18 protein-coding genes and 1 tRNA gene are annotated in these 17,137 nt (G+C 58.5%); 14 read left to right on the top strand and 5 right to left on the bottom strand.

What is annotated here, in order from left to right:
• The first annotated feature begins 21 nt into the window (after positions 1–21).
• Entirely contained in the window at positions 22–3,354 is a 3,333-nt protein-coding gene (carB, locus tag CLV87_RS10045) for a carbamoyl-phosphate synthase large subunit (RefSeq protein ID WP_099241453.1), read from the top strand.
• 447 nt (positions 3,355–3,801) lie between these two features.
• Here carB and CLV87_RS10055 read toward each other — a convergent pair whose 3' ends face one another.
• Both CLV87_RS10055 and CLV87_RS10060 read right to left on the bottom strand, forming a co-directional pair.
• Positions 3,802–4,494, bottom strand: a complete 693-nt coding sequence (locus CLV87_RS10055; protein WP_099241451.1) for an EI24 domain-containing protein — start codon at positions 4,492–4,494, stop codon at positions 3,802–3,804.
• Positions 4,491–5,069 carry a nitroreductase family protein gene (locus tag CLV87_RS10060; protein ID WP_099241450.1) on the bottom strand — a complete coding sequence of 193 codons (579 nt, stop codon included), beginning with the start codon at positions 5,067–5,069 and terminating at the stop codon, positions 4,491–4,493. The genes CLV87_RS10055 and CLV87_RS10060 overlap by 4 nt, the downstream gene beginning before the upstream one ends.
• Before the next feature lie 99 nt (positions 5,070–5,168).
• On the opposite strand from CLV87_RS10060, the gene CLV87_RS10065 reads away from it, so the two are divergent.
• Positions 5,169–5,423 carry a DUF167 domain-containing protein gene (locus tag CLV87_RS10065; RefSeq protein WP_099241448.1) on the top strand — a complete coding sequence of 85 codons (255 nt, stop codon included), beginning with the start codon at positions 5,169–5,171 and terminating at the stop codon, positions 5,421–5,423.
• On the opposite strand, the gene CLV87_RS10070 is transcribed toward CLV87_RS10065, so the two are convergent.
• Positions 5,420–5,662 (bottom strand): hypothetical protein, encoded by a 243-nt coding sequence (locus CLV87_RS10070; RefSeq protein ID WP_099241446.1) that lies wholly within the window; start codon positions 5,660–5,662, stop codon positions 5,420–5,422. The genes CLV87_RS10065 and CLV87_RS10070 overlap by 4 nt on opposite strands.
• A gap of 131 nt (positions 5,663–5,793) precedes the next feature.
• Here CLV87_RS10070 and CLV87_RS10075 point away from each other — a divergent pair, with 131 nt between their 5' ends.
• The 4 genes from CLV87_RS10075 to CLV87_RS10090 all read left to right on the top strand — a co-directional run bounded on the left by CLV87_RS10075 (position 5,794) and on the right by CLV87_RS10090 (position 7,429).
• A complete protein-coding gene (locus CLV87_RS10075; RefSeq protein WP_099241444.1) occupies positions 5,794–6,516 on the top strand; it encodes a M48 family metallopeptidase in 723 nt (240 codons plus the stop codon).
• An 86-nt stretch (positions 6,517–6,602) separates the two neighbouring features.
• The gene (locus CLV87_RS10080; protein ID WP_099241442.1) at positions 6,603–6,860 is read left to right on the top strand and encodes a DUF6455 family protein; all 258 of its coding nucleotides are present in this window, start codon (positions 6,603–6,605) and stop codon (positions 6,858–6,860) included.
• A 3-nt stretch (positions 6,861–6,863) separates the two neighbouring features.
• Entirely contained in the window at positions 6,864–7,163 is a 300-nt protein-coding gene (locus CLV87_RS10085) for a DUF6455 family protein (RefSeq protein WP_099241440.1), read from the top strand.
• Positions 7,164–7,165: 2 nt separating this feature from the next.
• Entirely contained in the window at positions 7,166–7,429 is a 264-nt protein-coding gene (locus CLV87_RS10090; protein ID WP_099241438.1) for a DUF6455 family protein, read from the top strand.
• Positions 7,430–7,504: 75 nt separating this feature from the next.
• Here the strand turns inward: CLV87_RS10090 and CLV87_RS10095 are convergent, their stop codons facing one another.
• Positions 7,505–8,488 carry a complex I NDUFA9 subunit family protein gene (locus CLV87_RS10095; RefSeq protein ID WP_099241436.1) on the bottom strand — a complete coding sequence of 328 codons (984 nt, stop codon included), beginning with the start codon at positions 8,486–8,488 and terminating at the stop codon, positions 7,505–7,507.
• Between the two features lie 148 nt (positions 8,489–8,636).
• Between CLV87_RS10095 and CLV87_RS10100 the strand changes: the two genes are divergently transcribed.
• Positions 8,637–8,723, top strand: a tRNA-Leu gene (locus tag CLV87_RS10100).
• A gap of 186 nt (positions 8,724–8,909) precedes the next feature.
• Here CLV87_RS10100 and CLV87_RS10105 read toward each other — a convergent pair.
• Positions 8,910–9,938, bottom strand: coding sequence for a LacI family DNA-binding transcriptional regulator (locus CLV87_RS10105; protein ID WP_099241434.1), 1,029 nt, complete (start codon positions 9,936–9,938; stop codon positions 8,910–8,912).
• Between the two features lie 296 nt (positions 9,939–10,234).
• Here CLV87_RS10105 and CLV87_RS10110 point away from each other — a divergent pair, with 296 nt between their 5' ends.
• The 7 genes from CLV87_RS10110 to iolG all read left to right on the top strand — a co-directional run bounded on the left by CLV87_RS10110 (position 10,235) and on the right by iolG (position 17,038).
• On the top strand, positions 10,235–11,194 hold the full coding sequence (locus CLV87_RS10110) for a substrate-binding domain-containing protein (RefSeq protein WP_099241432.1): 960 nt from the start codon (positions 10,235–10,237) through the stop codon (positions 11,192–11,194).
• 87 nt (positions 11,195–11,281) lie between these two features.
• Complete coding sequence (locus CLV87_RS10115; RefSeq protein WP_235871886.1) at positions 11,282–12,331, top strand: ABC transporter permease; 1,050 nt, start codon at positions 11,282–11,284, stop codon at positions 12,329–12,331.
• 5 nt (positions 12,332–12,336) lie between these two features.
• On the top strand, positions 12,337–13,164 hold the full coding sequence (locus tag CLV87_RS10120) for an ATP-binding cassette domain-containing protein (RefSeq protein WP_099241430.1): 828 nt from the start codon (positions 12,337–12,339) through the stop codon (positions 13,162–13,164).
• A gap of 91 nt (positions 13,165–13,255) precedes the next feature.
• Positions 13,256–14,281 carry a Gfo/Idh/MocA family oxidoreductase gene (locus CLV87_RS10125; RefSeq protein ID WP_099241428.1) on the top strand — a complete coding sequence of 342 codons (1,026 nt, stop codon included), beginning with the start codon at positions 13,256–13,258 and terminating at the stop codon, positions 14,279–14,281.
• Positions 14,278–15,237 (top strand): sugar phosphate isomerase/epimerase family protein, encoded by a 960-nt coding sequence (locus CLV87_RS10130; protein WP_099241426.1) that lies wholly within the window; start codon positions 14,278–14,280, stop codon positions 15,235–15,237. Before CLV87_RS10125 ends, CLV87_RS10130 begins: the two co-directional genes overlap by 4 nt.
• A 1-nt stretch (position 15,238) precedes the next feature.
• Positions 15,239–16,012 carry a TIM barrel protein gene (locus CLV87_RS10135; RefSeq protein WP_099241424.1) on the top strand — a complete coding sequence of 258 codons (774 nt, stop codon included), beginning with the start codon at positions 15,239–15,241 and terminating at the stop codon, positions 16,010–16,012.
• A 30-nt stretch (positions 16,013–16,042) separates the two neighbouring features.
• Positions 16,043–17,038 carry an inositol 2-dehydrogenase gene (gene iolG / locus CLV87_RS10140; RefSeq protein ID WP_099241422.1) on the top strand — a complete coding sequence of 332 codons (996 nt, stop codon included), beginning with the start codon at positions 16,043–16,045 and terminating at the stop codon, positions 17,036–17,038.
• Positions 17,039–17,137 lie beyond the last annotated feature (99 nt).

Raw genomic sequence — 17,137 nt, forward strand, 5'->3', positions numbered from 1 at the left:
AGACATACAAAGAGGTGCACCATGCCGAAGAGAACCGACATTCAGTCGATCATGATCATCGGGGCGGGGCCCATTGTTATTGGTCAGGCCTGCGAGTTTGACTATTCGGGTGCCCAAGCCTGTAAGGCGCTGCGCGAAGAAGGTTACCGGGTGATCCTGGTCAACTCCAACCCGGCGACGATCATGACCGACCCGGAACTGGCGGATGCGACCTATATCGAGCCGATCACACCCGAAGTTGTCGCAAAAATCATCGAAAAAGAACGCCCCGATGCGCTGCTGCCGACCATGGGCGGGCAGACCGGGCTGAACACCTCTCTGGCGCTCGAAGAGATGGGCGTGCTCGACAAGTTCAACGTCGAAATGATCGGGGCCAAGCGCGATGCCATTGAAATGGCAGAAGATCGCAAGCTGTTCCGCGAGGCGATGGACCGTCTGGGCATCGAAAACCCCAAGGCGACCATCATCACCGCGCCCAAGAAAGACGATGGCAATGCCGATCTGGATGCCGGCGTTGCGATGGCGCTTGAGGAGCTTGAGGAAATCGGCCTGCCCGCGATTATCCGCCCGGCCTTTACCCTGGGCGGGACCGGCGGTGGCGTGGCCTATAACCGCGAGGATTACATCCATTTCTGCCGCACAGGCATGGATGCCTCTCCGGTCAATCAGATCCTCGTTGATGAAAGCCTGCTGGGCTGGAAAGAATACGAGATGGAGGTTGTGCGCGACAAAGCCGACAACGCCATTATCGTCTGCGCGATTGAGAATGTGGACCCGATGGGCGTGCATACCGGTGATTCGATCACCGTCGCCCCGGCCCTGACCCTGACCGACAAAGAATACCAGATCATGCGCACGCATTCGATCAACGTTCTGCGTGAAATCGGCGTCGAAACCGGCGGGTCCAACGTGCAATGGGCGGTTAACCCCGATGATGGCCGCATGGTTGTGATCGAGATGAACCCGCGCGTGTCGCGCTCCTCGGCTCTGGCCTCCAAGGCGACCGGTTTCCCGATTGCCAAGATTGCCGCCAAGCTGGCTGTGGGCTACACGCTGGACGAGTTGGACAATGACATCACCAAGGTGACCCCGGCCTCGTTCGAGCCGACCATCGACTATGTCGTGACCAAGATCCCGAAATTCGCCTTTGAGAAATTCCCAGGCTCTAAGCCTTACCTGACCACCGCAATGAAATCTGTGGGCGAGGCGATGGCCATTGGCCGTACCATCCACGAATCGCTGCAAAAGGCGCTGGCCAGCATGGAATCCGGCCTGACCGGTTTTGACGAGGTCGAGATCCCCGGCGCGCCGGACAAGGCGGCTGTGATCAAAGCAATCGGCGAACAGACCCCGGACCGCATGCGCACCATTGCGCAAGCCATGCGCCATGGTCTCAGCGATGATGAAATCCAGAACGTGACGTCGTTCGATCCATGGTTTCTGGCCCGCATTCGCGAAATCGTCGAGGCTGAGGAAGCCGTGCGCGCCAATGGCCTGCCGTCGGATGAGGCCGGGCTGCGCGACCTCAAGATGCTCGGCTTTACCGATGCCCGCCTGGCGAAACTCACCGGGTTCAGCGAAAAAGACGTGCGCGACCGCCGCCTCAAGGCCGGTGTCACCGCCGTGTTCAAACGCATCGACACCTGCGCGGCTGAGTTCGAGGCGCAGACACCGTATATGTATTCCACCTATGAAGAGCCGATGATGGGCGAGGTGGAATGCGAGGCGCGTCCCTCGGATCGCAAGAAAGTCGTCGTGCTGGGCGGTGGCCCGAACCGGATCGGTCAGGGCATCGAGTTCGATTATTGCTGCTGTCACGCCTGTTTCGCATTGGCGGATGCCGGTTACGAAACCATCATGATCAACTGCAACCCCGAAACCGTGTCGACCGATTACGACACCTCGGACCGGTTGTATTTCGAACCGCTGACCTTCGAAAACGTCATGGAGATCCTGCGGGTTGAGCAGGAAAACGGCACGCTGCACGGTGTGATCGTTCAATTCGGCGGCCAGACCCCGCTGAAACTGGCCAACGCGCTTGAGGCCGAGGGTATCCCGATCCTGGGCACCACCCCAGACGCCATTGACCTCGCCGAAGACCGCGAACGGTTCCAGGCGCTGGTCAACCAGTTGGGTCTGAAACAGCCCAAGAACGGCATCGCCTCCACCGACGCCCAAGCGCTTGCCATTGCCGAGGAAATCGGCTTCCCGCTGGTGATCCGCCCCTCCTACGTGCTGGGTGGCCGCGCCATGGAAATCGTGCGCGATATGGCGCAGCTCGAACGCTATATCAACGAGGCGGTGGTTGTTTCCGGCGACAGCCCGGTTCTGCTCGACAGCTATCTGGCGGGCGCGGTTGAGCTGGATGTGGATGCGCTGTGTGACGGTGAAAACGTCCACGTGGCGGGCATCATGCAGCATATCGAAGAGGCCGGCGTGCATTCCGGCGACTCTGCCTGCTCTTTGCCGCCATACTCGCTGGATCAGGACATGCTGGCCGAGATCAAGCGCCAGACCGTGGAATTGGCCAAGGCCCTGCACGTTGTGGGCCTGATGAACGTTCAGTTCGCCATCAAAGGCGGCGAGGTCTTCCTGATCGAGGTGAACCCACGTGCCTCGCGCACCGTGCCGTTTGTGGCCAAGGCCACCGATAGCGCGATTGCCTCCATCGCCGCGCGTCTGATGGCCGGTGAGCCACTCTCAAATTTCCCCGAGCGTCCCGCCTATCCTGAGAATGCCGATTACGACACCGACATTCCGCTGGCTGACCCGATGACCCTGGCCGATCCTGATCTGCCTTGGTTCAGCGTCAAAGAGGCGGTGCTGCCCTTTGCCCGTTTCCCCGGCGTTGACACCATTCTGGGGCCAGAGATGCGCTCAACCGGCGAGGTCATGGGCTGGGATCGCACCTTTGCGCGCGCCTTCCTCAAGGCGCAGCTGGGCGCGGGCAACCACTTGCCCACAGGCGGCGCGGTGTTCTTTTCGATCAAGGATGACGACAAGACGCCGCAACTGGTGGAAACCGCGCAGATCCTGGACGGTCTGGGCTTCAAGATCGTGGCGACCTCGGGCACCGCGGCCTTCCTCGGCGAACATGGGATCAGCTGTGATGTGACCAAAAAGGTCTATGAGGGCCGTCCGAACGTTGTCGACGTGATGAAGGATGGCGGCATCCAACTGGTGATGAACACCACCGAAGGATCCGCCGCCGTGTCAGACAGCCGCGAAATCCGCTCGGTCGCGCTCTATGACAAGATCCCCTACTTCACCACCGCCGCCGGCGCCCACGCCGCCGCCCTGGCGATGAAGGAACGCGAAGAGGGTGATCTGGTGGTCAAATCGCTGCAGGCGTAAACTGCCGCACCAGAACCGAGATTTCACGAGGGGCCAATCGGCCCCTCGTTTTACATGAGCAGCCGGATCTATTGGAAACCCTATTTTTAGACCGTGTTGACAAAAGGGATTCACACCGGGCCTTGGACGCGTTTCAAGCTGGTATCTGTCTTAGAGAACAATATGCCCCGAAATCTGGTTGAACGGTGTTCTAATGAGCTCAAGAGCGCCCGCAGCGTCGCTACCCGATTTGACTAAACTGCAGAAATCCAACTCGGGTTCGTCGACATCACCTCCACCCGGCATTGGGGGCGCAATTTGTCAACATGACCTAACCGGTCTATCGCTCCTGATTAAACCCTTACCCCATCGCGCGTTGCGTTGTGCGATGGGGCAAGAAAGCTTTAAACGCCTCTTTTCAAAGCGTTACAGAGTTGACAGCTGTCAACTCCTCCGGTTTTTTGCCGGTCAGACAGCCCTGTTCACCCGATGGAAAATATGGGTAAAGGTTGCCGCCCCAAGCACCGGGATCAACAGGTTCACCAGCGGGATCGACAGCGGCATCGCCATCAACACCCCAGCGGCCCAAATCGTCACAAGGTGACGCTTGCGCAGCTTATAGGCCGCGTCCCGCCCGACACGCCGCATCGCAGCCAGAGTGAAATATTCATTACCCAGCAAGAACCCGTTCAACCCCCAAAAGATGAACGGGGCCAAAGGCGCGAAAAAGACATAGAGCACCAGCGCCACAAGGTTCGCGACCACCATGATGCCCAGGAATCGGAACGTGTCGCGCAGCCCATCCGAAAGCGAAACCGGGGTGGCCGCGCCAAGACCGGGATAGTGTTTGTCCTCAACCGCCTGCGCGACCTCATCCAGAAACAGCGATGTGATGGCCGAGGCGGTCGGCACCATCAGGAACACCGACAGAACCATCATCAGGGGCACCATGGCCCAGCTCAGCACATTGTCCAGCCATTGGATCTCGCCGACCCAGGGGATCGACACGGAATCGCCCACGAAAAAGCCGACCCCCCAGACGAACAACGCGCTGATGCCGAACAGAATGGCAAAGGCCAGACCGACTCCGCGCAACAAGACGGACCGGAAACGGCGGTCGCTGAGCTGCGCCAGCGCCGAGAAAAACGCAGAAATGATCATTCATCTACCCAGGTTGTAATAGTATCCAAATCCGGGCGTGGGCGCTCGGGCGGGGTCAGACGCTCGGTGCCGATATGGATGAAACCAGCCACCTTTTCATGCTCCGCTAACCCCAGTGCCGCCTGAACAAAGCCGCGATCATGCGAGGTCCAGCCGGATAGCCAATTTGCACCCCAGCCATCGGCCAGGGCCGCGTTCAACAGCGCCAGACAAACCGCGCCGGCCGAATAGCTTTGTTCAATCGTGGGCACTTTGGGGCTGTCCTTTTGCACTTCGATCACCGCCACGCAAAGCGGGCTATCGGCAAAGGCGGCCTGTGCCTTGGCGATCTCCTCGGGGATCTTGCCCAGGCGTTCACCCGCCGGGGCGACCTCATCCGCCAGACGTGCCAATGCGGCCCCTTCCAGCACGATGAACCGCCATGGCTCCAGTTTGCCATGATCCGGGCTGCGCGCGGCTGCCGTCAGCAAGGTCATCAACCGGTCGCGATCCGGGGCGGGCCCTTGCAAGGTTTTGGCAGGGCGCGACCTGCGGGTCAGCAAAAAGTCGAGAGCTTGGGGATTGGGATCTGGCATGGGGTCTCCTGAATACGCGTGCTGTCTATGTCAGTGCTGGAGGCGCGGGAATCAACCGTCAAGATTGTCGAAAATCGGCACCGGTGGTAGCTGAGGGACATGCCCTTGCCTGATTTAACCGATCTTGCCGTACCCGGCACTACCATCCAGATCCGCGTCACACCCAAAGCTGCGCGTAGCCGGATTGAGCGCGGGTCGGACGGGTTGCGCATCTATGTCACGACGGTTCCGGAAAACGGTAAAGCCAATGCGGCGGTGCTAAAACTTTTGGCTAAGGCGCTGGGCGTTCCCAAGTCACGCATGTCCATAATTCGCGGCCTGCAATCGCGGGACAAAACCATAAAGGTAGGCTAGTCCGACGTCTCTTCGGTGCGCGAGTAAACCCCTTCGGGCAGGGAAACCGCCGCGATCAGATCCTGCATCTGTGAGATCGATAGAGTGATTCTTTGGGTTGTGTCCGTGCGGGGATCAAACTGTTCGACCGTGATGCAATCTTCGAAGGTCGACACGACCACATCTTCGGTCAAGGGGGCCTTGCCCTCATCAACCAGGGTCACAACGGTGGCGTCAAATTCGTGCTCGATGCTGAACATGGTTTCAGCTTAGCGGCGAAAAGCTGCGGGTGGAACTGCCTTTTGGAAAAATCCCACCGAATTGTGAGAGGGCAGGGCTGGCCCGAGCAGGTTTCTGCGCCTATGGTAGTCCTACGCTAACAGGATGGCAAATGACGCGCTTTCTCCCTCTGGTTCTGCTGTTTCTTGCAGCTTGTACCGAGCTGCCGGTTGATGCGGTGGCTCCGGCCCCCAATGCTGACGCCCCCAAACCCTCTGCTGCCGAGACAGAGGTGCAAAGGCGCGCGGCCAAAGCGGCGCGGCAATTCATTTCCGTGGTGGAAACCGTCGAACCGGTGGCTGAGAGCGAATGCCGGCGCGTGACCCGTGGCGTCAATTGCGATTTCCAGATCGTGGTCGATGACCGCCCGGACCAACCGCCAAATGCGTTTCAAACGGTTGACCGCGCGGGCCGTCCGATTCTGGCGTTCAACCTTGCCCTGATCACCTCGGTGCGCAACGCGGATGAGCTGGCCTTTATCATGGGGCACGAAGCGGCCCATCATATTCTGCACCATCTCGACAAATCACGGGAAACCGCAACCTATGGTGCTGTGATCCTGTCTGGTATCGCGGCCTTGGGCGGGGCCGACGCGGAAACTGTGCGTTCAGCTGAGGAGTTGGGGGCCGTCATTGGCGCGCGCTCCTTCTCAAAGGAGTTTGAGCTGGAGGCCGACCGTCTGGGCACCATCATCGCGGCGCGCGCCGGGTATGACCCGGTTCTGGGGTCTGAATTCTTTAACCGCATTCCGGATCCCGGGAATGAATTCCTTGGCACGCATCCACCCAATGCCGCCCGCCGTGAAATGGTGCGAAAAACGGCTGCTGCCCTGTAAGATCGGTACGTTGACCTGGGTCAAGGCCGTTTCTCTGCCTTTCCGATACAGCTTTCCTTGTTTGACGCAGTCACAGGGAATCAGAGATGCACGATCTGGACAAGTTAAAGCGCCATGCGGCCCTCTTTGACGAGATGGCCCAGCTACAGGATGTCGATCTTGAGCAAGCGATGCTGGATGGACATCTATCGATTCCCGATCTGGATGACGCTGTCTTGCGCTGTGCCAATTGCAAAGAGCCGCGCGCTTGCGCTGTTTGGCAGGCGCAGCAAAGCGTGCCGGTGATACAGCCCCCGGCCTATTGCCAGAACCAGGAGCTGTTCACCGAGCTGAAGGAGGGATGAGCCATGAGTGATCTCGACATGCCGACACAGCCAAATCTGGTGCTTGGACCAGAGAACGACCATTACTGGCTTGTTCAACGCATGGCCAAGGCCACGGGAATTGATCTGGTCCGCGCCGCCAATACCGACATTCTGACCCAACAGGATTGGGCCGGAATCGTGACCCATTGCCGGGGCTGCACTTGGTCTGACGGCTGTGGGCGCTGGCTGGACCAGCCGGATGACGCCCAGCGTGACCTGCCCAAGCCTTGCATCAACAGAAAACGCCTTGCCGAGATCAAAGCGGAACTTGAGGAGCTGTAAAAATGGGCCAATATTTGGGTGATCCCGCCCGACATTTCTTTATGACGCGCAGTGTCGCGCGCACCATGGGGCTGAGCCTGAGCGAAGAGATGCAGGCCGGAACCCTGGACGCGGCAGCCTATGCGCGCATGGTCACAAATTGCCGGGGCTGCGCGCTGGTCGAGGCCTGTGAGCAATGGCTGGCGCAGCAAAGCAACCTGGTCAACACACCGCCCCCCGGCTGTTGCAACGGAGAAACCTTGACCAAGCTGTGCCGCTTGCACTGATCGCGTTACACAGGAAGTCACAGAAAAACCCCGACCAATGGCCGGGGTTTTCTTTTTCGGTGTTTGGTCCTGACCCTACTGCGTGCGCAGGTTCTTGGCCGAATCCTTGATCGCGTCGAACTGGCCCGAGGGGCGGAAGCGCCAGAGATATTCGGGCAGCAGGGTTTCCATCGAAACCGGCTTGATGCCGAGATCAGCAAAACCTTTGGCATCGTCTGCGACGATATTGTCGGTTTTCAGGCTGCGCACTTGGTCACCGGTGATCTGAGCCGGGATCAGGCCCAGCGACAGTTTGGCCGTGATTTCCGAAATCGGGGCGACAATCGACGCGGCCCAGAAGGGCAGGTTCAAGACCAGACGACGGCGGTGGATCACACCCAGCATGGTGCCCATCAAGTCGCGGAAGCTCTGCGTATCCGGGCCACCCAGCTCATAGGTGCCAGCGGCGACCTGACCCAGGGTGGCATTGACCGCTGCCTTTGCGACATCATCCACATAGACCGGCTGGAATTTGGTTTCCGCGCCGACAATCGGCAGGATCAGGCTGTAACGCGCCATGGTGCCAAAGCGGTTAAAGAAGTTGTCCTCGGGGCCAAACATCACCGAGGGGCGCAGAATCACCGCATCGGGCATGGCGGCCAGAACGGCGGCTTCGCCCTTGGCCTTGGTTTGCGCATAGATGCTATCGCCATTGGCATCCGCACCGATTGCGGAAATATGGGTCAGCTGCGCGACGCCCAGCTCAGCCGAGATTTTGGCGATCCGTTCAGCACCCTCGACATGCACGGCGTCAAATTTGTTTTTGCCGCCCTTGTCGAATGTGCCAACGCAATTGATCGCGGCATCAGCACCGGCCAAAGCGGCGCGCACGCTGTCATCATCGCGGATATTGCAAAAGACCGGGTCGACCTGGCCAACCACGCCGTAGGGGCGCACATGCAGCGCCTCATTGGGGCGACGGACGGCAACGCGGACGCGCCAACCTTCTTTCGCCATGCGCCGTGCAATATAGCGCCCTAGGAATCCCGCTCCGCCGAAAATGGTGACGAGTTTAGGCATTGGGTCTCTCCTCATGCATGCGAGCTTGGCGCAGCATTACCTGCGTCGGGGGGTGCGGGCAAGGTGTAGGATTGCCGCGTGGAAATTTCTTTAAAAAAGATTGTTGACACCCCCTTAGGACCAGCTTAAACCGCGCTCCACCAACCGTGCCCAGATGGCGGAATTGGTAGACGCGCTGGCTTCAGGTGCCAGTGGCCGCAAGGCCGTGGAGGTTCGAGTCCTCTTCTGGGCACCATAAAATCCCTCGAAATACTTATACCTCTTTTGCACCTGATGTGCAGCGTGCAGTTGGAATGCGAATGGCGTTTTTTAATGCTGGCGCTTCGCCCGGATTGGCAAAGCTTAAGTTTTAATGTGACTGGAATCCCCTCTTGTGACGGATGCTCTGAGCTTCCTGCTACCCGGCGGCTGCCCGATCCTTTTAGACGCTTTCGGGTGAGTAGATGTTAAAGCCAAAGGTCACTCTTTGAGCGCCCGCGTCTGGACCAGCTTTTTGGGTTTTGAGCATGGTGGCGATTGTTGCCTGCGCAAAGCGGTCGAGCGGGTGAGAGATTACCATCGAGAGTGTCCCATCAATCAAGGCCGCGCGTGTGTCGTCGAACAGCTCATACCCGACCGCAATGAAATCACTGCGCTTGGGCGTATCCCTGAGCGCGGCGATGGCTCCGGTGATTCCCCCACCCGAGATAAACAGCCCGCACATATCGGGATGATCGCTGAGCAGCTTTTCCACATGTTCGCGGGCAACAGCCGCAGATTCATAGGTGGCCAAAGGCTCCAATAGGGTGAATTGCGAATTGTGTTCCCGGAAATAGGATCGAAAACCGCTTTCGTTCATTTCCTGGTTGCGCAGCCGGTGACTGCCGACCAGGATGCCGATCTTGCCCGGCTCACGCACCATTTTGTCGAATCCCCAAGCCGCTGTGCGCCCCACCTTCCAATTGTCCAAACCCACAAAGCTGATATTCCCGCGCGCAGAGAGCGGGCCAATCAACGATGTGACCGGCACACCTGTCTCAAGCACCGTGTCAATGGCATCAGCCACCAGGGAATGCTGTGGCGCAACGATGGAAAGCGCATCTGTTCGCGCCCCGATCGAAACAATATGGGCCGCGACCTTTTCCGGAGACAGATCTTCGAGAAATTCCAGGGTTAGTTCGATGTTTTCGCCGCGCCAATTGGCGGCGGTTTCCGCAATCGCATCCCCGAAATCGCGATAAAACCTGCGCGCTCCGCGCTGAAGCAGCACGCCCAACCTATGGGTTTTCTGATGAGATTTGACGGCATGTTCAATCGCCCCAAGGCCATAGAAGCCAATTTCAGAGGCGGCCTGCAACACGCGTTCGCGGGTCGGAGTCCGCACGGAAGACGCGTCGCTGAGAACGCGGTTTACAGTGGAAACTGAAACCCCGGCGGCCTTGGCGAGGTCTGGTATGGTCGGGCGCTTCATGTCAAAAAATCTCACAATTCTGGTCGAATGGCATGAAATGAGACAATTGCGTCTCTCATCCAGAATTGCCGTTGATATGATAGCTGTCAATATCGCATGACAAATGAGCTGGCGACGCTCACGAAGAATCGAGCTGCCAGCTGTCGGGGGAGGCCCAACACACAGGTTTAAAGCCAGGAACGCGCAGGGTTTGCGCGAACGGAGGAGGTGTGTCTCGCCCATCGAAATTGATGACCGTGAGGTCAACCAGAATGTCGAGCCGCAGTAGCGCGGTCTTACCAAGGGAGGAATTCGACATGAAACTTTTCAAAACACTTACCGCGACAGCAGTGGCAGCTGTGATGTCCTCGGGCGCAATGGCCGCAGACATCGCGCTGATCATTGGGTCCAACCAGGATTCGTTCTGGAACGTTGTCAAAAAAGGCGCTGAGCAGGCGGCGATGGTTGTCGAGGCCAATGGCGGTTCGCTGAACATTCTGCAGACCCAGAACTACGACAACTATGGTGCTGACCTGGCGACCCTGATCGAGCAGGCCGTCGCGCAAGGTGTTGACGGTATCGCAACCGTTCTGCCTGCGCCTGACGCGCAAATGCCAGCGATCCACGCCGCAATCGAAGCGGGTATCAAAGTGACCCTGCTGAACGGTGGTGGCGATTTCCTGGCTGAATCCGGCGCGCTGAACTATTTCGGGTCCGATGAATATGTTGCCGGTGTTGCTGGCGGTAAATACATGGCTGAAAAGGGTGCCAAGCACATCATGTGCCACATCCAGATCCCTGGTACGGTCAACCTGGAAGCCCGCTGCAAAGGCGTGAGCGATGGGGCAACCGAAGCCGGTGCCAAGGCGACCATCCTGCGCGTGCCTGCCAACCTGGATGGCGACGTTGCCGGGACCTCGGCCGCGATCGAAGCGGAGCTGAACGGTGACCCAAGCATCGATGCGGTTATCAACCTGGCAACCTGGGCGGCTGATGCCTCCTCGGCGGCAATCGAACAGCTGGGTAAAACCGACACCGTGATGCTGGGCACCTTTGACCTGAGCCCATCCACACTGGACCGCATCAAGGCCGGTACTCAGGCCATGGCCATCGACCAAACGCCTTACTACCAGGGCTTCCTGTCAGTCTCCACTCTGGCCGCCCATATCGATTTTGGCACCAAAGTTGCGACCGCGCCTGTTTTGACCGGCCCGGCAATTGTTGATGCCTCGAACATCGATGCGACCTTTGCAGGCGTCAAGGCGGGCACTCGCTAAACCGCGATTTTGAAACAGTCCCAGCCGGGCAGGGGTTCGGCTGGGCATTTAAGGTCTTTGGCCTTTTGGAAAAAAGGGAGTGGCTCCGTGTCAGAGAGCATCACACAACAAAAGACGGACGAAACGGCCCCCACATCCGGTGGTTTTTCCTTCGGTGAACTTATTCGCAGCCCCGCGGCGGGTGCCTTTTTCGGCATGATTATCGTCTTTCTCATCTTTAGCTTATTTGGCTTTCAGCGGAACTTTCTGTCGGTGGGTGGCTTGGCGAACTGGATGAACTTTGCCAGCACCGTGGGGATCATCGCTATTCCCGTTGCTTTCCTGATGATCGCGGGCGAGCTGGACATTTCGACCGGCGCGGTTCTGCCCGCCTCTGCGATGATGCTTGGCATCACTTCCGGACATTATGAATTGCCGATGTGGCTTGGCATTACCATGACGCTGTTGATGGCGGCGGGTGTCGGGCTGATCAACGGGTTGTTGGTGACCCGAACTCAAGTGCCGTCCTTTATTGTGACCCTGGCCACGCTCTTTGCTGTTGGCGGTCTGACGCTTGCTCTGTCCGATGCTTTGATCAACAACACCAATGTGTCGCTCTATTCCCCGGATTGGGCCAAGGCGATTTTTGGCACGCGTTATTTCGGTTTCCGCACCTCGGTCTTTTGGTGGCTGGCCCTAATCGTCGTCTTTTTCTTTTTCCTGCACAGATCACCCTGGGGGAACTGGGTTTTCGCCGTGGGTGGCGACGCTGAAAGCGCGCGCAACGCCGGTATTCCTGTCAACCGCCTCAAGATCTGGCTGTTCATCCTGTGCTCGGTCTGCACGGCCCTGGCGGGTATCTGTCAGGTCGTACAGTTCAATTCGGCGCAGTCTGCAACCTTCTTCAACATGATCTTTTTCACAATCATCGCCTCGGTTGTGGGTGGTGTGTTGTTGAATGGTGGCTTTGGCTCGGTTGTCGGCGTCGTGTTCGGTACCATGACCCTGGGCATTGTGCAGCAAGGGATCAACTACACCGAAATCGACCGCAACCTGTCCTTGCTGATCATCGGCGTGATGCTTTTGATCGCGGTTCTGATGAACGGAACCTTCCAGAAACTGGCGACCAGTTGGTCGACCAAGAAAGATAAGGGGTAAGCGGGATGTCTGACAAGAAACCAGTTCTCGAACTCCGCAAAGTCGACAAGTCCTTTGGCCCGATCGACGTGCTCCATGAAATCAGCCTGAAGGTCCGCGAGGGCGAAGTGCTCTGCCTTTTGGGGGACAATGGTGCCGGCAAGTCGACCCTGATCAAGACCCTGGCCGGTGTTCACAAACCAACACGCGGCGAGATCCTGATGGATGGCGAGCCGATCACCTTTAGCGGCCCGCGCGAAGCACAAGGGCGTGGGATTGCCACCGTACACCAATTTGGCGGTACCTATCCGCTGATGTCGGTTGGGCGGAACTTCTTTATGGGCATGGAGCCGACCAAAGGGTTTGGTCCGTTCCGGGTTTTCGACCGGGAAAAGGCCAACCGTATCGCGGTGGAAGAAGTCCAGAAGATGGGGATTACCCGTATCACAGACGGTGATCGTCTGGTTGGCGGCCTGTCTGGCGGTGAGCGGCAATCGCTTGCCATTGCCCGCGCGGTTTACTTTGGGGCGCGTGTTCTGATCCTTGATGAACCAACCGCGGCGCTTGGGGTCAAACAGGCGACCCACGTTTTGCGTATCGTGAACGAGGCCAAGCGGCGCGGGCTGGCGGTGGTGTTCATCACCCACCAGGTCATGCATGCGCTGGCGGTGGGCGATCACTTTGCCGTTCTGATCCGGGGGGCCATCGCGGCCGATTTCCGCAAGGGCGAGAAAAGCCGCGAGGAGATCACCGATCTCATGGCGGGTGGCGAAGACATGGCCTCGCTTGAGGCGCAGTTGGAAACCTACATGGATGACCACGAAGGCCATCCGCCGCAACTCAGTACGTCCTGAGAGGGCGACCTCTCATCTCTGATCAGAAAATGAGACAGCGGTCCGGCTTTGCCGGGCCACTTTGCAAGACGCATGCACGGAGAATTGCCAAATGAGCATTCGCATAGCCATCATAGGTGCCGGGATCATGGGGGCCGATCATGCTGCGATCGTGGCCCAGGATTTGCCCGGTGCGACGCTGCAGGTCGTGTGTGACATGGACAGCGCGCGGGCCCGCAAAATTGCGGATGACCATGGCGTTGCCGACATCGCCAACGATCCGGAATCGGTGATCAGCCGGTCTGACGTGGATGCCGTGATCGTGGCCAGCCCGGATTTTACCCATGCGCCTCTGTCCAAGGCCTGTATTGCCGCCGGAAAACCGGTGCTGTGTGAAAAGCCTCTGTCGCAGTCATCGGATGAATGCATTGAGGTTATGCAGCTGGAAGAGGCCGCCGGGCGTCCGTTTGTCATGCTGGGTTTCATGCGCCGCTATGACCAATCCTATACCGAGATGAAGGCCGCCTTGACCTCGGGTCGGCTGGGGCGGGCGTTGATGATGCATAACTTTCACCGCAATGTCGAAACCCCTGCGGCGGATTTCACCGGTGCGATGGCAATCACCAATTCTGCCCCGCATGAATTCGACGTGGTGCGCCATGTTCTGGGGGCCGAGTTTTCTTCGATCACCGCGCAGCAGGCCCGTCGCTCGGATGATGTTGTTGCCCCTGTTGTGATGGTTTTGGAAACCGATGACGGCCAGCTTGTCACGGTGGAGGTCAACAACAACGCCGCCTATGGCTATGACGTGCGCGCCGAGTTGGTTGGTGAAGCCGGTTCTATTGCCATGAACAATGTCGCCTATACGCGTACAGACATGCGCCTGGCATCATCAACCCGGTACGACACAGACTGGCGAAGCCGCTATCACGAGGCCTATATCCGGCAAAATCGCGATTTCCTGCGTTTTGTGGAAACGGGCATGTTCCCGGAAATCGCCTCGGATTGTTGGGACGGCTATTGCGCCGCCATCGTTGCCGAAGCTGGCGTCAAGGCCCTGTCTTCGGGGCAAAAGCAACCGATCACTCTTCAAGCCAAGCCTGGCATTTACACCACGAATAAGGGAATCGCGGCATGAAACTGGGATTTGTGTCAGACAGTCTGGGCGGCATGAGCTTTGAGCAGATGCTTGATAACGCCGCACGAATGGGTGTGTCGGGTGTCGAAGTGAATACATGCGGTTGGTCAACCGCGCCCCATTTTGATCTGCCCTTGATGCTGAAAGATGCCGGGGCACGCAAAGCCTATCAGGCAGCGTTTGAGGATCGCGGGCTTGAGATCATCTCACTGAACGCAAACGGCAACCCGCTGCACCCGACCGACCCGGCCCAGGGCGAGGGGTTGCGCGACACGATCCGCGTTGCTGGCGAAATGGGGATCAAAACCATCTGCACAATGTCTGGCCTGCCGGCCGGCAGTGCCCAGGACACGATGCCAAACTGGGTGGTTTCGTCCTGGCCGCCCGAAACCCAAGAGATCCTGCAGTTCCAGTGGGAAGAAAGGCTCCTCCCTTTCTGGACCGACATCGCGACCCTGGCGAAAGAGTCCGGTATTGAACGCATCGCACTGGAACTGCACGGAAACCAATGCGTCTACAATGTTCCCTCCCTGTGGAAACTGCGCGACGCGGTCGGGCCCATGATTGGGGCAAATCTCGACCCGTCGCATCTTTTCTGGATGGGGGCGGACCCGCTTGTTGCTGCTGAGGCGCTGGGCGAGGCGATCTATCATGTCCATGCCAAGGACACGATGCTGAACGCGCCGGTCCAGGCCACGACAAGCCTGCTTGAAAACGGGTCCCTGATGGATATCCCGGCGCGCAGTTGGTCCTATATCACCCTTGGCTTTGGCCATGGCGAAGAATGGTGGCGGCAGTTCTGCTACCGGCTCAAGATGGCGGGTTATGATGGCTGGCTGTCCATCGAGCACGAAGATGTTCTTCTCAACTCTTTGGAGGGGCTGGAAAAATCCGTGTCCCTTCTTCAGGGCGTCATGCCCGTCTCTCCCTCTGACTACTCACCACAGGATATCTGACATGGGATTTCAACTTGCGGCCTGCGCCGAGATGCTTTGGCAGGACAAGCCCATCCACTGGCGGGCCGCGCGCCTGCATGAAATGGGCTTTGGCGTTGGCCTATGGAATTGGCCCGCATGGGATCTGGACGCGCTAGAGGCGACCGGGGCGAATTTTACCATCATGAATGGCTATCTTGAGGGCCGTCTTGCGGATCAAGAGGGGGCCGAGCTGCTGCTGAAATCCGCCCGCGAGACTGCGCAAATCGGCAAGCGGCTGGGTGTGGATCGTCTGAATTTGCATGGGACCGGGTTGGGGGATATGGGCCTGCCGATCCAACAGCTGGCCCATGTGGCACCGGGCATGTGGCAACGCGCCCGCGATACCCTGCACCGGATCTGCGACATGGCTGAGGAAGAAGGTGTTGTTTTCACGCTGGAAAATCTCAACCTGCGCGAACATCCCGGCTGCCCATTCAATTCCACCACTGACGTGTTGAACCTTGTCAGCACCGTGGATCGTCCGCAATTGCGCATCAATCTCGACCTGTACCACACGCAGATTGGCGAAGGCGATGTGATCCGCCATGCCGAGGCCTGCCTGCCATGGGTGGGTGAGATTCAGGTCGCTGACAATCCGGGCCGCTGCGAACCGGGCACCGGTGAAATGAACTGGCCCATGATCGCGCGTGCGCTGGATGCGCTGGGTTATCAGGGCCCGATCGGCATGGAAGCCTTTGCAAAAGACAAACCCGAAGACGCGCTCGAGGCGTTTCGCGCGGCCTTTACCCTCTGAACAACAAACAAAAACAAGAAAGACGACCCAATGATCAAAGTTGGACTTCTGGGCGCTGGCCGGATTGCTGGTGTGCATGCCACTGCCATTTTCTCGAACCCGGGCAGCACGCTGTCAGCCGTTTCGGACTATTTTCCCGAAAACGCCGAGAAACTGGCCGCCGAATATGGCAGCACCGCGCGGACCACGGATGAGATCATCGCCGATCCCTCAATTGACGCTGTTTTGATCGCGACCTCAACCGATACGCATTCCAACCTGATCGAGGCTGCAACGGCGGCAGGCAAGGCGGTTTTGTGTGAAAAGCCGGTGGATCTGAGCCTTGACCGTGCTCGCGCCTGCCAGTCCAATGTCGCGCAATCCGGTCAGCCGGTCATGATCGGGTTCAACCGCCGGTTCGATCCGAATTTCAGCGCGATGAGATCTGCCTTGGATGCCGGTGAAATCGGCAAACCTGAACTGCTGTCGATCACCTCCTTTGACCCGGCCCCGCCCCCCGTTGCCTATATCAAGGTCTCGGGCGGTCTGTTCCGCGATATGATGATCCATGACTTTGACATGGCCAATTTCATGATGGGCGAAGCGCCGGTGTCGATCAGCGCCAGCGGCTCTTCCATTGTTGACACCGAGATTGGTGCAGCGGGCGATGTGGACACCGCCGCCGTCACCATGACCTATGCGGATGGGCGCATTGCGGTGATCAAAAACTCGCGCCGCGCCGTCTATGGCTATGATCAGCGCGTTGAGCTGCTGGGGTCGGACGGGCTTTTGCAAGCGCAGAACATGCTGGAAAACACGGTGGTCAAATCCACAACCGCGGGTGTGAGCGGGGCGAAACCAACCTATTTCTTCCTCGAACGCTATATGCCGTCTTATGCCAATGAATGGGGCGCGTTTGTTGACGCGATCAATGGCGGATCCGCGCTTCCGGTCGATTTGTCCGATGGGATCACAGCTTTGGCCATGGCCGAGGCTGCCACCCAATCCCTGAAAACCGGTGCACCTGTGAGCTTGGCCGATGTCTGACGCGCTTGATTTGATCACGATTGGCCGTAGTTCGGTTGATTTATATGGCGCTCAGATAGGTGGGCGGCTTGAGGATATGGGGTCTTTTGACAAATATAT

Origin of the sequence: Pelagimonas phthalicica (assembly GCF_004364805.1) — a bacterium.
Classification (GTDB): Bacteria; Pseudomonadota; Alphaproteobacteria; order Rhodobacterales; family Rhodobacteraceae; genus Pelagimonas; species Pelagimonas phthalicica.

Bases quoted from the DNA above. Each gene is read 5' to 3' on its own strand.
- CLV87_RS10135 (WP_099241424.1), top strand. From the start codon at position 15,239: ATGGGATTTCAACTTGCGGCCTGCGCCGAGATGCTTTGGCAGGACAAG.
- CLV87_RS10130 (WP_099241426.1), top strand. From the start codon at position 14,278: ATGAAACTGGGATTTGTGTCAGACAGTCTGGGCGGCATGAGCTTTGAG.
- CLV87_RS10065 (WP_099241448.1), top strand. From the start codon at position 5,169: ATGCCCTTGCCTGATTTAACCGATCTTGCCGTACCCGGCACTACCATC.
- CLV87_RS10125 (WP_099241428.1), top strand. From the start codon at position 13,256: ATGAGCATTCGCATAGCCATCATAGGTGCCGGGATCATGGGGGCCGAT.
- CLV87_RS10095 (WP_099241436.1), bottom strand. From the start codon at position 8,488: ATGCCTAAACTCGTCACCATTTTCGGCGGAGCGGGATTCCTAGGGCGC.
- CLV87_RS10090 (WP_099241438.1), top strand. From the start codon at position 7,166: ATGGGCCAATATTTGGGTGATCCCGCCCGACATTTCTTTATGACGCGC.
- iolG (WP_099241422.1), top strand. From the start codon at position 16,043: ATGATCAAAGTTGGACTTCTGGGCGCTGGCCGGATTGCTGGTGTGCAT.
- CLV87_RS10085 (WP_099241440.1), top strand. From the start codon at position 6,864: ATGAGTGATCTCGACATGCCGACACAGCCAAATCTGGTGCTTGGACCA.
- CLV87_RS10120 (WP_099241430.1), top strand. From the start codon at position 12,337: ATGTCTGACAAGAAACCAGTTCTCGAACTCCGCAAAGTCGACAAGTCC.
- CLV87_RS10075 (WP_099241444.1), top strand. From the start codon at position 5,794: ATGACGCGCTTTCTCCCTCTGGTTCTGCTGTTTCTTGCAGCTTGTACC.
- CLV87_RS10055 (WP_099241451.1), bottom strand. From the start codon at position 4,494: ATGATCATTTCTGCGTTTTTCTCGGCGCTGGCGCAGCTCAGCGACCGC.
- CLV87_RS10105 (WP_099241434.1), bottom strand. From the start codon at position 9,938: ATGAAGCGCCCGACCATACCAGACCTCGCCAAGGCCGCCGGGGTTTCA.
- CLV87_RS10060 (WP_099241450.1), bottom strand. From the start codon at position 5,069: ATGCCAGATCCCAATCCCCAAGCTCTCGACTTTTTGCTGACCCGCAGG.
- carB (WP_099241453.1), top strand. From the start codon at position 22: ATGCCGAAGAGAACCGACATTCAGTCGATCATGATCATCGGGGCGGGG.
- CLV87_RS10110 (WP_099241432.1), top strand. From the start codon at position 10,235: ATGAAACTTTTCAAAACACTTACCGCGACAGCAGTGGCAGCTGTGATG.
- CLV87_RS10080 (WP_099241442.1), top strand. From the start codon at position 6,603: ATGCACGATCTGGACAAGTTAAAGCGCCATGCGGCCCTCTTTGACGAG.
- CLV87_RS10070 (WP_099241446.1), bottom strand. From the start codon at position 5,662: ATGTTCAGCATCGAGCACGAATTTGACGCCACCGTTGTGACCCTGGTT.